Below are 14,139 nucleotides of genomic sequence, written 5' to 3'. Positions count from 1 at the left end.
CACGAGGTCGACGAGGCGGAGTTCGCCGCGCTCGCCCGCTTCGTCCTGGACCAGATGCACGTGCACCCGCAGACCGACCTGTCGATCTTGTTCGTCGACACCGAGGTCATGACGGACCTGCACGTGAAGTGGATGGACGAGCCCGGCCCCACGGACGTCCTGTCGTTCCCGATGGACGAGCTGCGCCCCGGTCGCGCCGACGAGCCGACCCCCGCCGGGCTGCTCGGCGACGTCGTGCTGTGCCCCGAGGTCGCCGTCGAGCAGGCGCGGACCGCCGGGCACTCGACGGTCGAGGAGCTGCTGCTGCTGACCACGCACGGGATCCTGCACCTGCTGGGCTACGACCACGCGGAGCCGGAGGAGGAGAAGGAGATGTTCGGCCTGCAGCGCCAGCTGCTGCTGACCTTCCTCGCAGGACGATGACCGCCGGCGTCCCTCTCGGGCTGCTCGCGGCCCTGACGGTCCTGGCCCTGCTCGTCGCGGCGGTGCTGTCCGCGGGCGAGGCCGCCGTGCTGCGGCTGTCCCGCGGCGTCGTGGCCGACCTGCTCGCGTCGCGGCACCCCGCGGCCGAGCGCGTCCGCCGGCTCACCGAGGACCGCGCCGCCGTCGCGGGGTCGGCCGGCGTCGTCCGGCTGCTCTGCGAGATGGTCGCGGCGGTCTGCCTCACGCTGGCGATCGCCGCCTCGTCGCTGCCCTGGGCGGCCGAGCTGGTCGTCGCGGTCGCCGCGTGCGCCTTCCTCACCGTCGTGCTCGCCCGGCTCAGCCCGCGGTCGCTCGGCCACCGGTACCCGCGCCAGGTGCTCACCACCACGTCCCGGCTGCTGCTCGCGGTGCGCGCGGTCGCCGGCCCGCTGGTCCGGGTGGCCCCGGCGGCGGGCACGGACCTGGACGAGGACGAGCTGCGCGAGATGGTCGAGCGCGTGGGGGAGTCGCCGTCGATCGACCTGGACGAGCGCGCGATGGTGCGCTCCGTGCTCGGGCTCGGCGACACCCTCACCCGCGAGGTCATGGTGCCGCGCACCGACATGATCACGACCCACGAGGCGACGCCGCTGCGCAAGGTGCTGTCGCTGCTGCTCCGCTCCGGGTACTCGCGGGTGCCGGTGGTCGGCGAGGGCGTCGACGACCTGCGCGGCGTGCTCTACCTCAAGGACCTGGTGCGCCGGATGCAGGACGACCCGGAGGGAGCCGAGGCGTCGGCCGGCTCGCTGGTCCGGCCCGCGGTGTTCGTGCCGGAGTCCAAGCCGGTCGACGAGCTGCTCCGCGAGCTGCAGGCCGGCGCCAGCCACATCGCGATGGTCGTGGACGAGTACGGCGGCATCGCCGGCCTGGTGACCATCGAGGACGCCCTCGAGGAGATCGTCGGCGAGCTCACCGACGAGCACGACCCGCACGCCCCGCAGGTCGAGGACCTCGGCGGCGGCACGTACCTCGTGCCCGCGCGGCTCGCCAAGGACGAGCTGGGCGAGCTGTTCGGCCTGGACGTCGAGGACGACGACGTCGACACCGCGGGCGGCCTGCTCGCGAAGGCGCTCGGCAAGGTCCCGATCCCGGGCTCGGCCGGCGAGATCCACGGTCTGCGCCTCGTCGCGCAGGGCACGGAGGGCCGGCGCAAGCGCGTCGCCCGGGTGCTCGTCTCCCGCGCCCCGGAGCCCGACGACGACGCGGAGGCCGGCGACGCGCGCGAGGCCGCCGACCGCACCCCCACGACCACCCCCACCACCGACGGACCCCTGACATGACGGAGACCCCCGTGCCCCACCGCTCCGGCTTCGCCTGCCTCGTCGGCCGGCCCAACGCCGGCAAGTCGACGCTCACCAACGCGCTGGTCGGCCAGAAGGTCGCGATCACCTCCGGGCGGCCGCAGACCACCCGGCACACGGTCCGCGGCATCGTGCACCGCCCCGACGCCCAGCTCGTGCTGGTCGACACCCCCGGGCTGCACCGGCCGCGCACCCTGCTCGGCGAGCGGCTGAACGACCTGGTGCGCGACACGCTGAGCGAGGTCGACGTCGTCGGCTTCTGCCTGCCCTCGGACCAGAAGGTCGGCCCGGGCGACCGGTTCATCGCCGAGCAGCTCGCCCAGCTCGGCCGCCGCACCCCGGTCGTGGCGATCGCCACCAAGGCGGACCTGGTCGGCAAGCAGCGGCTCGCGGAGCACCTGCTGGCCGTCTCGGAGCTCGGCGAGTGGGCGGACATCGTGCCGGTCTCCGCGGAGTCGGGCTACCAGGTCGACGTCGTGGAGCAGGTGCTCGTCCAGCACCTGCCCGAGGGCCCGGCGCTGTACCCGGAGGGCGAGCTCACCGACGAGCCGGAGGCCGTGATGGTCGCCGAGCTGGTCCGCGAGGCGGCGCTCGAGGGCGTCCGCGACGAGCTGCCGCACTCGCTGGCGGTCGTGGTCGACGAGATCGTGCCCCGGGAGACCGGCGAGGGCGAGACCCCGATGCTCGACGTCCGGGTGCACCTGTTCGTCGAGCGGGACAGCCAGAAGGCGATCGTGATCGGCCGCGGCGGCTCCCGGCTGCGCGAGGTCGGCACCACCGCGCGCCGCGGGATCGAGGCCCTGCTCGGTTCCCGGGTGTACCTGGATCTGCACGTCAAGGTCGCGAAGGACTGGCAGCGGGACCCCAAGCAGCTCGGGCGGCTGGGCTTCTGAGCACCTCGGCCACGCAGCGGGAGCAGGGGGTCCCCCCGCCCGCGCCCCACCACGGGGATAATCGCGACGTGCGCTACCGGACCGCCGCGGGGACCGTCGTGGGCGCGGTGGTCCTCGCCGTGCTCGGGGCGCTCATGGGCCCGCAGTGGGCCCCGGTGCCGCTGACGGACCCGCTGACCGTCCAGACGCAGTCGACGGCGATCACGGACGCGCCCGCGCTCGGCACCTACCCCGTGCGGTCGTCGGTGCTCACCGTGCAGCTCGACGGGGCGGACGTCGAGGCCCGGCTGCTCATGCCGGTCGGGGTGGACGGCGACGTGCCGGCCGTGGTGTTCGTGCACGGCGCCGGCACCGGCAAGTTCGAGGACGCGTTCGTCGACCAGGCCCGGTCGCTCGCCGAGGCGGGCGTGGCCACGCTGGTGCCGAACAAGCGGCTCGACACCTACACGCTGCGGCACCGCGACTACGTGGCGATGGCCGACGACTACCTGCGCTCGTGGGACCTGCTGCGCGGCCTGCCGGGCGTCGACCCGGACCGGGTCGGCGTCTACGCCGAGAGCGAGGGCGCCTGGATCGCGCCGGTGATGGCCGCGGACCAGCCGGACATCGGGTTCGTCGTGCTCGCGTCGGCGCCCGTCGTACCGCCGCGGCAGCAGGCCGCGTTCGCGGTCGACTCGTACCTGCGGAACACCGGCGTCCCCCAGCAGGTGTTCCGGGCCATCCCGCGGGCGGTCGGCATGTCGCTGCCCGGCGGCGGCCTCGACTACGCGGACTTCGACGTCGCGCCGTACCAGCGCCGGATGACCCAGCCCGTCCTGGTGGTCTACGGCACCGCCGACGCCTCGATGCCGGTGGTCCAGGGCGCCGAGCAGATCATCCGGGACCTGGCGATCGCCGGGAACACCGACTGCACCGTGCGGTACTACCGCGGCGCGGACCACGGCATCCGGGTGGACGAGGTGGTCGCGCCGGCGTTCCTGCACGACCTGGCCGGCTGGGTGCAGGGGCTCCCGGACACGGCGTCCGCCTCCCCGCGCATCGCGGGCCAGCAGCCCGAGCAGCTGTACTGGGCCGGCCCGGTGCCGCAGCCCCGGTGGCTGGGCGACGGCGACGTGCTGCTGTTCCTGGTCGCCGGCGCGGTGGGCGTGCTGGTGCTGCTGCCGGTCGGCCGGCTGGCGGTCGTCGGGGTCCGGCGGGTGCGCGGGCGCGAGGCCGGCCCGGGCCGGGACCGGACGCTCACCCGACGGCTCGCGCTGCTGTCGGCGGCCTCGGTCGCGACGGTCGTGGCCCTGGTCTGGTACCTGGTCGCAGTCGCGCGGCTCGCTGTCGGCTACGAGCGCAACGGCTGGATCGTGCAGGGCGGCTGGGTCGCGGTGCGCGTGCTCGGCCTGGTCGCGGTCTACGCGGCGGCGGCGGTCGTGGTGCGGCTGCGGCGGCTGCGCCGGGCCGGCGAGCCGATGGCGCACGGCGTCCTCGGGCACGTCGTGCTGTGGGGCACCTGCGCGGCCAGCGCGGCCCTGCTGGTGGTCCTGGCGTACTGGGGCGTGTACCAGCTCGGCATCTGAGGTTGTGGACGATGCGGTGCGTGACGCCGCGACCAGGCACCATGGTGCCTGCCAGGGCGACGACGGGAGAGCACGGGTGCGGACGACGTGGGGTTCGGCGACGGACCGGGGGCGGGTGCGCGCGCTCAACGAGGACGCACTGCTGGCGCACCCCCCGGTGTTCCTGGTCGCCGACGGCATGGGCGGGCACGAGGCGGGCGACGTGGCGAGCCGGCTCGCGGTCGAGGAGTTCGGCGCGCTCGCCGGCCGGACCGCCGTCGACCCGTCCGACCTGCACGCCTGCTTCCGTAGCGCCGCGCGCCGGATCCGCGGCGCGTTCGAGCGCCGCGAGGGCGGCACGACCGTCGCCGGCGTGGCCCTCGGCGAGCACGACGGCGCCGCGCACTGGCTGGTGTTCAACGTCGGCGACTCGCGGGTCTACCGCTGGGCCGACGGCGAGCTCGCGCAGCTGACCGTCGACCACTCGGTGGTGCAGGAGCTCGTCGACTCCGGCGCGCTGAGCCGGGACGCCGCCGAGCAGCACCCGGAGCGGCACGTGCTGACCCGGGCGCTCGGCACCGGCGCGGACCCGGAGCCCGACTACTGGACGCTGCCCGCGCGCCCCGGCGACCGGCTGCTCGTGTGCTCCGACGGCGTGACCGGCGAGCTCGCGCCCGCCGACCTGGCCGACGTGCTCGACCGCGTGCCGGGCGCCGCGGCGGCCGCCGCGGAGCTCGTGCGCCGCGCGGTCGAGGCGGGCGGCCGGGACAACGCCACGGCCGTCGTCGTGGACGCCCTGGGTGACGAGCCGGACGGGACGGATTCACCCGGATGGCTCGCGTTCGGCACCGGTCCTGCCGATAGGACATGGGACGAGACGGTCGACGGGGCCACCATCCCGCGACCGCGAAGCCACCAGGAGGACCGTCGGTGATCGTGCCCGAGTACACCCCCGGCGAGTGGTACGCCGTCGTCGCGGGAGGCGTCGTGCTGCTGCTCGCCCCGTCGACCCCGCCCGAGGTCGTGCGCGACGTCTGGGCCACCGCGCCGGAGCGCGGCGGCGGCCTCGGCGCGCAGCTCGACGCGCTCGTGCGCCACGGGCTCGGCGGCCTGCACCCGTTCGCGGCCGTCGACCTGACCGGCGGCAAGGTGCACACCGCGCTGCGCGGCGACGTGGAGGTCGAGGTCGTGCGCGGCACCCGCGCCGAGGTGCTGTCCGCGCCCGAGGTCGTGTCCTGGTCCGAGCGCTCCGTCGGCTCGGCCGAGGAGGTCACCGTCCGGGTGTCCGGCGCGGGGCGCGGCCCCGCCCTGCCCGTCGTGAGCGGCGTCGTGCGCGCCTCCCGCGTGCGCGTGCGGCTGACCGGGGCCGAGCCGGCCCGCGAGGTCGAGGCCGCGCCGTCCGAGCCCGTCGTGCTGCCCGCGGCGCCGACGCCGGTCGCCGTGGCGCCCGCGCGCGCGGCGGCGGTCGAGGCCGCCGAGGCCGCACCCGCGCCGGCCGAGGCCGTCGCCGCCCCGGCCCCCGCGGCCGAGCCGGTCGCCGCCGCGTCCGCGGACGTGCCCGCGGGCACCGAGCTCGTCGAGGGCGCCCCGGTGCCGGGCGAGGTCGTCGAGGGGGAGCTCGTCGAGGCCGAGGTGGTCGAGGCCGAGGTGGTCGAGGAGGAGGCGCCCGCGGAGGACGCCCCGGCCGAGGACGCGCCCGCCGAGGACGCGCCCGCCGTGGACGCGCCCGCCGTGGACGCGCCCGCCGAGGTCGAGGAGCGCGACGCCGCCGCCGAGGCGCCCGCCGCCCCGGCACCGGCCCCGGCCCCCGCGCCGGCCGCCGCGGCCCCCGTGCTGCCCACGCCGGCCCAGCCCTACGTGCCGCCGGCCCCGCCCGCGGCCCCGGCCCTGCCCGGCCCGGCGTCCGCCGACGACCACGACGGCCTGACGATCCTCAGCGGCGAGCTCGCCTCGATCCGCCAGCACCTGCCGTCCTGGGCCGTGTCCCAGACCGGCGACTGGCCGTCCGGCCCCGTCGTGCCCACCCCGGCGCCGGCGCCGGGGGTCTCGGGCGCGCTGCCCGTCACCGCCGCGCCCACGGCCCAGCTGCCCGTGCCCCGCCTGGCGCTGTCCACCGGCGCGCTCGTGCCGGTCGACGCCGTCGTCCTGATCGGCCGCGCGCCGCAGGCCGACCGCGCGCCCGACGGCTCGGACGCCCGCCTGGTGACCGTGCCGAGCCCGGAGCAGGACATCTCGCGCACCCACGCCGAGGTCCGCCTCGAGGCCGGCCGCGTGCTGGTCACGGACCTCTACTCCACCAACGGCATCACCGTCGCGACCGGCACCCTGCCGCCGCGGCGCGTCACCGCGGGCGAGCCCGTCGCGGTCGGGGAGGGGGACGTCGTCGACCTGGGCGACGGCGTGACGTTCACCGTGGAGCCGGGTGCGTGAACCGACGGCGTGAGGCCTCGCAGCCGCCGCACCTGCCCGGCTACGCGGTGCAGCGGCTGCTGGGCTCGGGGGGCTCGGCCGACGTCTTCCTGTACGAGCAGGACCTGCCGCGGCGACCGGTCGCGGTCAAGGTGCTGCTCGGCAGCGTGGACGCGGACGCACGGGAGGCGTTCGAGCGCGAGGCGGACCTGACCGCCCGGCTCTCGCACCACCCGTCGATCGTGACGGTGTACCAGGCGGGCGTGGCCGGCGACGGCCGGCCGTACCTGGTGATGGAGTACTGCGCGCGGCCCGGCCTCGGGCAGCGGTACCGCAGCGAGCGGTTCGAGGTCGCCGAGGTGCTCGAGCTCGGCGTCCGGCTGGCCTCCGCGGTCGAGACGGCGCACCGCGCCGGGATCCTGCACCGGGACATCAAGCCCGGCAACGTGCTGACCAACGACTTCGGCCGGCCGGTGCTCACCGACTTCGGCATCGCGTCCACCGTCGACGCGGGCGGCCCGGCCGTCGGCATGTCGATCCCGTGGGCCGCGCCCGAGCTGCTGGCCGCCGACCCGCACGGCGACGCGCGGTCCGACGTCTACTCGCTGGCCGCGACGCTGTTCTCCGCGCTCGCCGGGCGCTCCCCGTTCGAGCGCCCGGGCGGCCCGAACGAGGCGGCGGACCTGGTCGGCCGCATCGAGCGCGGCGCCCCGGTGCCGTTCGCCCGCGACGACGTCCCCGACCGGCTGCGCACCGTGCTGGCGCGCGCGATGGCCCGGGAGCCGCAGCAGCGGCACGCCCGCGCGCTCGACCTGGCCCAGGACCTCCGCGCGGTGCAGGCCGACCTCGGCCTGCCGGTCACCGCGCCCGACGTCGACGACCACGCCGGCCCGGCCGGCGCCCCCGCCGCCGGCGCCGCGGCCCCCGCCGACGCCACGCGCGTGCGGCCGGTCGTCGAGGTCGCGCCGCACGCCGCACCCTCGGCCGCGGCCCCCGGCGCCCCGGCCGCACCCGCCCGCCCGGCCGCCCCCGTCGGCCCGCCGCTCGACCTGGGATCGGGCCCGGAGGCCACCCGGCTGCGGCCCGTCGTCGCGGTGCACCCCGGCGCCGCGCCCGCGGCCGTCCCCGCCCCCGCCGGGGCGCCCGGCGACGCGTCCGGTCCCGAGCTCGTGGCCGCCCCCGTGCACGAGGTGCACCCCGGCTCTGCCGGCCGGTCCCGCACCGGCCGCGTCCTCGCCGCCGTCGGCTCGGTGCTCGCCATCGCGGCCGCCGTGGTCGCCGTCGTGCTGCTCGCGAACCGCCCCGAGACGGACCCGGGCCCCGCCGCGGGCACCGAGTTCCCCGGCCCCGCGAGCACCCTCGGCCAGACGGTGCCGGCGCCGACCAACCTGTTCGGCGCGCGGCAGGCCGACGGCACCGTCGTGTTCACCTGGACCAACCCCGACCCGCAGGACGGCGACACCTACCTGTGGGGGGTGCGCGCCGCCACGGGCGAGCCCCAGCTCGAGATCGCCGAGGAGCCCACCGTGACCGTGACCCCGCCGGCCGAGGGCGGCGAGGTGTGCATCGAGGTCTCCGTCGTGCGCGCGGACCGCCGCGCGTCGACGGTGCCGGCGGAGGGCTGCGCCGCGTGAAGCTCCCCTGGAACCGCAAGAAGGTCGCGTCCACCGCGGCCGTCGTCACCGTGCCCGCGGTGCTCGCGACGCTCGCCCTGGTGAACCCCGGGTTCCCGCTGGCCCAGGTCGACCTCAACGACGGCGCGGTGTGGCTGACGTCCACCAGCACTCTGCAGGTCGGCCGGTACAACGCCCAGGTCGAGGAGCTGAACGCCGGGCTGGTCGCGTCCAGCACCGAGTTCGACGTGCTGCAGGACGCGGGCGACGTGCTGATCGTCGAGGCCGGCACCCTGACGGTCGTCGACCCGGCGGGCGTGACCGCCGCCGCGCAGGTCGCGGTGCCCGCGGGCGCGCAGGTGTCGATGGCCGGCGGCACCGTCGCGGTGATGGACACCGACGGCCAGGCCTGGGTCCGGACGTTCGCCGACCTGCCGATGCTCCAAGTGACCGCCGACGAGCCGGACGCCGACGTCGGCGCCGGCGGCGTCGTCACCGCCTCGGTGACCGGCGACGCGTTCGCCGTGGCGGGCACGACCGGCGAGGTCACCCGGCTCACGCCGACCGCGGGCGGCGCGGCCGCCGCCGAGCAGGCCCCCGCGCTGGACGGCCCGGTCGAGAGCGTGACCGCCGTCGGCGACGTGCCGGTGGGCCTGGACGGCGACACCGTCCGCACCCCGGGCGGCTCGACCGCCCTGGGCATCGCGCAGCCCGTCCTGCAGCAGCCCGGCCCCGCCGCGAGCACCGCGCTGGTCGCGGGCAGCACCGGCCTGGTCGAGGTCGCGGTCTCCTCGGGCGACGTCGCCGCGGAGCACGAGGCCGGCGGCGCGGGCACCCCCGCCGCGCCGGTCCGCGTCGGCTCGTGCGCGCACGGCGCCTGGCCCACCGCCACGCAGAACTACCTGGAGCTGTGCGCGGACGCCGAGCCGCGGCTGCTGGCCCTGGACGGCGTCACCGCCACCGACCACCTGGTGTTCCGGGTGAACCGGCAGGTCGTCGCGCTGAACGAGACCGTCGACGGCCGGCTGTGGCTGCCGCTCGAGGACACCGAGCTCCGCGAGCCCGACTGGTCCGACGTCGTGCCGGAGGAGAAGCCGGAGGACGAGACCGACCGGGCCGAGGGCGACCGGACCACGCAGGAGCTCGTGCCCGAGTGCTCGCCCACCAGCGCGGCCCCGACCGCCGTCGACGACCAGTTCGGCGTGCGCGCCGGGCGGACCACGATCCTGCCGGTCATCGACAACGACACCTCCTCGGACTGCGGCATCCTCGTGCTCAGCGAGGTCGACCCGCTGCCCGCCGAGTTCGGCGCGCTGCAGCAGGTCTACGGCGGGCGCGCCCTGCAGGTCGCGGTGCCGGCCGACGCCACGGGCTCGGTCACGTTCGCGTACTCGATCAGCGACGGCCGCGGCACCACCGCCCCGTCGACCGCGCAGGTCACGCTGACGGTCCGGGACCCCGCGCTCGACGAGCCGCCGGTGCAGGACCGCACCGGCGAGATCCGCGTCGAGCAGGGCGCGACCGCGTCCTACCCCGTGCTCGCCGACTTCACCGACCCCGACGGCGACCCGCTCACCCTGGTGGGCGCGACCGCGGAGAAGGGCACCGCGCGGTTCCGCCAGGACGGCACGCTCAGCTACGTCGCGGACGGCGGCGAGCTCGGCCGGGACGTCGTGCACGTCGTCGTGTCGGACGGCACCTCCACCACCGAGGGCACCGTCGACGTCGACGTGCGCGCGATCGGCTCGCTGGACCTGCAGATCGACCCGGTGCACGCGGTCACCTACGTCGACCAGGACGTCGTGCTGCGCCCGCTGGACGCGGTGCGGACCTTCGGCGCGGAGCAGCCGCGGCTGGCCGGCGTCGAGGACGTGCAGGGCACCACGATCACGCCCGACCTCGACGGCGGGACGTTCACGTTCCGCGCCGCCCAGGCCGGCACGTTCTACGTCAGCTTCACGGTCACGGCCCCGCCCCAGCAGGCCACGGGCGTCGCGCGCATCGACGTGCGGGAGCGGCCCGAGCAGGCCGAGCCGCCGATCGCCGTCGCCGACGACGCCTGGCTGCCCTCCGGCGGCGAGACCACCGTCGACCCGCTGGCCAACGACACGGACCCCGCGGGCGGCGTCCTGGTGCTGCAGAGCGTGTCCGCGCCCGACGGCCTGCGGGTCGCCGTGCGGCAGCGGACCCTGGTGACGATCTCGGCGGTCGGCGCGCTGACCGAGCCGGTCACGCTGCAGTACGTGGTGTCCAACGGCACGGCCAGCGCGACCGGGCAGATCCTCGTCCGCCCCGTCCCGGCCTCCGCGACCCCGCAGCCACCCGTGGTCCCGAACGTGACCGCCGATGTCCGGACCGGGGGCGTCGTCACGATCCCGGTCCTGGAGGACGCGTCCGACCCCGACGGCGACGCGATCTCCCTGAAGCCCGACCTGGCGGAGCCGCTCGGCGACGGCGAGGGCCTGCTGTTCGTCTCCGGGGACAACCTCCGGTACCAGGCGCCGTCGTCGCCGATGACCGTGCACGCCACGTTCGTCGTCCAGGACGCGACCGGCATGGAGACCGCCGCGACCGTCACCGTCCGGGTGCACGAGTCCGACGCCGAGACGAAGGCGCCGCCGAAGCCGCGCGCCCTCACCGCGCGGGTGTTCGCGGGGGAGACCGTGCGGATCCCCGTGCCGCTGGTCGGCATCGACGCGGACGGCGACGGCATCACGCTGCTCGGCGTCGCGTCCGCCGGCACCAAGGGCCGGGTCACCACCGTCGGCGCCGACTACCTGGAGTACGAGGCGCTGCCCGACGAGGCCGGCACCGACACCTTCACCTACGCCGTCGAGGACTGGACGGGCCAGCGCGCCGTCGCCACCGTGCGCGTCGGCATCGCCGCGCGTCCCGGCGACAGCAACCGCGTGGTCGCGCGGGACGACACCATCACCGTCCGGCCGGGGCAGACCGTCGAGGTCCGGGTCCTGGAGAACGACACGGACGTGCTCGGCGGCGAGCTGGCCGTCCGGGAGGACCTGGAGGTCGACGAGGGCGTCACCGCCTCGCTGTCCGGCAACCGGGTGGTCGTCCGGGGCGACGCCGCGGGCGTGTTCAACATCGGCTACACGGCCGTCAACGAGCGCGGAGCCGTCAACGGCGCCGTCCTGTCGGTCACCGTCGACCCGGACGCGCCGGTGCTCGCGCCGATCGCGCGGGACGTCGTCGTGCCCCCGGTCGACACCGTCGGGCGGACCAGCGTGGACGTCGACGTGCTCGGCGTCGCGCAGAACCCGAGCGGGCCGCTCGGCGACCTGCGGGTGTCGGTGCCGGGCAGCGCGGCGTCCGTGGCGAGCGTGCGCGCCGACGGCACCGTCACGGTCACGCTCGCCGAGACCGCGCAGACCATCCCGTACCTGCTGACCAACACGACCGCGGAGGACGTCAGCTCCTACGCGTTCATCTCCGTCCCCGCGCTCGGCTTCTTCCCGCCGACGGCCCGCCCGCGCGCCCCGGAGCTCCGGGTCGCCGGCGGCGAGACGCTGACCATCCCGCTCGGCGAGCAGGTCCAGGTCGCCCCGGGGCGGACCGCGCAGGTCGCCGACGCCACCGCGGTGACCGCCACCCGGTCCGACGGCTCGTCGCTCGTCGCCGACTCCACCACCGTGCAGTTCCGGCCCGCCGAGGGCTACGTCGGCCCGGCGTCGATCACCGTGCCGGTCACCGACCGCACCGGGGCGGGGGACACCTCCGCCCGGACCTCGGTCATCACGCTGCCGATCACGGTGTACACGCTCGACGACTACCCGCCGACGTTCGTGCCCTCCACCCTCGAGGTCGGTCCTGGCGAGGCGCCGACGACCGTCGACCTGCAGGCCTTCACGCAGGGCGTCGAGGGCGCGTCCGGCGCGGACACGTTCACGTACCGGCTGACCGGCGACGCCCCGGCCGGGTTCACCGTCTCGCTGCAGGGCAGCCGGCTCTCCGTCGCCTCCGACGTCGGGACGCCGAAGGGCACCCGCGGCACCCTGCCGATCGAGCTGGGCTACGGCCGCGCCGGGAAGATGGCCGTCCAGGTCGAGGTGCGGACCGTCGCGAGCACCCGCCGCGTCGCCGTGCTCCAGGACAAGGTCGTCAACGACGCCGTCCAGGGGCAGGAGCGCGTGGTCGACGTGCTGGCCGGCGCGTCCAACCCGTTCCCGGACCAGCCGCTGCGCGTCGTCGGCGTCACCGTCGAGACCCCGGGCGCCGGCACCGCGTCGGTGTCCGGCTCCGACGTCGTCGTCCGGCCCGCCGCCGAGCTGGTCGGGCAGATGGTCGTGCGCGTGCGCGTCCGGGACGCCACCGACGACAGCGCCCGCGAGGTCGCGTCGAGCATCACGCTGCGGGTGCGGGGCAAGCCCGCGACGCCGGACGCCCCGCGCGTCGGCGAGGTCCGCGACGGCACCGTGGTGCTGTCCTGGACCGCGCCCGACGGCCGCGGCGAGCCCATCAAGCAGTACCGGGTGACGGCGAGCGCGGGCGGCCCCACGACGACGTGCGCCAGCACCACCTGCACGATCACCGGGCTGACGAACAACGTCGAGTACACGTTCACGGTAGCGGCGGAGAACGCCGTGGGCTGGTCCGACCCGAGCCCGGCGTCGGCCGTGGCGCGGCCGGACACGGTGCCGGACACCCCCGCGGCCCCGACGCTCGCGTGGGGCGACCAGGAGGTCACCGCGACGTGGGCCGCGCCGAACTCGAACGGGTCGCCGGTCACGTCGTACACGCTCATGCTGTCGCCGGCGCCGCCGGGCGGGTCGGGATCGGTGACGACCAGCGGGACGTCGTACACGTTCCGCGGGCTGGCGAACGGGACGGCGTACACGGTGCAGGTCCGCGCGCACAACCGCGCGCCGGAGCCGAGCGCGTGGAGCGCGGCGTCCGCGCCGTCGACGCCGGCGGCCCCGCCGGAGGCGCCCGTCGTGTCCGCGGCTCCCGTCGCCTCCGACGAGGGCCGGCGGATCGACGTGTCGTGGGCGCCGCCGGCCAACAACGGCGCCGAGATCGACCGGTACCGCCTGGTGATCTCCGGCGGGCCCGGCGAGGGCGAGTTCCTGCTGTCCGCGTCCCAGACCACGTACGCCCTGGTGGGTGCGCGGAACGGCGCGACCTACACCTTCCGCGTGACCGCGCACAACAAGGCGGAGTGGGGGAAGACCGGGGAGACGAGCGCGGTCGCGTTCGGCGTGCCCGGGACGCCCTCGGCGCCGACCTTCGTCGACGCGTCGTCCGACGCCGAGCCCGGGCAGGGCTGGCTCCGCGTCGAGTGGCCCGAGGCCGACTGGAACGGCTCGCCGATCGTCCGGTACGACGTCACCTCGACCTCCGGGTCGGTCCAGGTCGACGGCCGCCGGGCGACGATCTGGGGCCTGCCCGGGGGCGCGCGGCCCGCGGTGCAGGTGCGCGCGTGCAACATGCGCGGCTGCGGCGCCTGGAGCACGACCTACCAGACGCCGGATCCCAGCCCGGTGCGGACCCGGCCCGCCGCGCCGACCAACCTGGCCTTCACCACCTCCGCGACCAGCGGGCAGGGGCGGCCGGACCAGGCACAGCTCTCCTGGGCCGTCCCGACCGACCAGGGCGGCCGCACGGTGGTGAACTACGAGTACCAGCTGTCGGGCGACCGGCTGAACACGGCCTCGGGCCAGACCGCCGCGACCAACGTCGTGCTGAACTCGCTCGGCTGGCGCGGGAACGCGCAGAGCGGCGTGACGCTGACCCTCCGGGTCCGCGCGCAGACCGAGGCCGGCTGGGGTCCGTGGAGCGAGTTCTCCCAGCGGGTCGACTGGTCCGACCCGCAGCCGGAGACGCCACCGGACCCCGGGACCGAACCCGGCGCCGGCGGTTCCTCGCCCTGACGCCCGGCCTGCCGATCGGGTGATGGGCCCCG

Annotated in this window: 8 protein-coding genes; all 8 read left to right on the top strand. The window is 76.5% G+C overall.

The window, feature by feature from the left end; all coding sequences use genetic code 11:
* The coding region (gene ybeY, locus VER05_RS08555; protein ID WP_324844948.1) for an rRNA maturation RNase YbeY at window positions 1-423 on the top strand (423 nt) is incomplete at its 5' end.
* Window positions 420-1,742 carry a hemolysin family protein gene (locus VER05_RS08550; protein ID WP_324844947.1) on the top strand — a complete coding sequence of 441 codons (1,323 nt, stop codon included), beginning with the start codon at window positions 420-422 and terminating at the stop codon, window positions 1,740-1,742. The genes ybeY and VER05_RS08550, both read left to right, overlap by 4 nt.
* Window positions 1,739-2,656 carry a GTPase Era gene (era, locus tag VER05_RS08545; protein WP_324844946.1) on the top strand — a complete coding sequence of 306 codons (918 nt, stop codon included), beginning with the start codon at window positions 1,739-1,741 and terminating at the stop codon, window positions 2,654-2,656. The genes VER05_RS08550 and era overlap by 4 nt, the downstream gene beginning before the upstream one ends.
* 68 nt (window positions 2,657-2,724) lie before the next feature.
* Complete coding sequence (locus VER05_RS08540; protein WP_324844945.1) at window positions 2,725-4,221, top strand: alpha/beta hydrolase family protein; 1,497 nt, start codon at window positions 2,725-2,727, stop codon at window positions 4,219-4,221.
* A 76-nt stretch (window positions 4,222-4,297) separates the two neighbouring features.
* On the top strand, window positions 4,298-5,134 hold the full coding sequence (locus VER05_RS08535; RefSeq protein ID WP_324844944.1) for a PP2C family protein-serine/threonine phosphatase: 837 nt from the start codon (window positions 4,298-4,300) through the stop codon (window positions 5,132-5,134).
* A complete protein-coding gene (locus tag VER05_RS08530) occupies window positions 5,131-6,630 on the top strand; it encodes an FHA domain-containing protein (RefSeq protein WP_324844943.1) in 1,500 nt (499 codons plus the stop codon). Before VER05_RS08535 ends, VER05_RS08530 begins: the two co-directional genes overlap by 4 nt.
* Entirely contained in the window at window positions 6,627-8,243 is a 1,617-nt protein-coding gene (locus tag VER05_RS08525) for a serine/threonine-protein kinase (RefSeq protein ID WP_324844942.1), read from the top strand. Before VER05_RS08530 ends, VER05_RS08525 begins: the two co-directional genes overlap by 4 nt.
* Window positions 8,240-14,107, top strand: coding sequence for an Ig-like domain-containing protein (locus tag VER05_RS08520; protein WP_324844941.1), 5,868 nt, complete (start codon window positions 8,240-8,242; stop codon window positions 14,105-14,107). Before VER05_RS08525 ends, VER05_RS08520 begins: the two co-directional genes overlap by 4 nt.
* Window positions 14,108-14,139 lie beyond the last annotated feature (32 nt).

The sequence above is a fragment of the Cellulomonas sp. genome (assembly GCF_035634735.1).
Classification (GTDB): Bacteria; Actinomycetota; Actinomycetes; order Actinomycetales; family Cellulomonadaceae; genus Cellulomonas.
The sequence above is the reverse complement of the archived record's forward strand: the minus strand, read 5'-3'. Positions and strand labels throughout refer to the sequence as shown.

What these genes read in the sequence shown, in the direction of transcription:
- VER05_RS08550 (WP_324844947.1), top strand. Translation starts at nt 420, where the DNA reads ATGACCGCCGGCGTCCCTCTCGGGCTGCTCGCGGCCCTGACGGTCCTG.
- era (WP_324844946.1), top strand. Translation starts at nt 1,739, where the DNA reads ATGACGGAGACCCCCGTGCCCCACCGCTCCGGCTTCGCCTGCCTCGTC.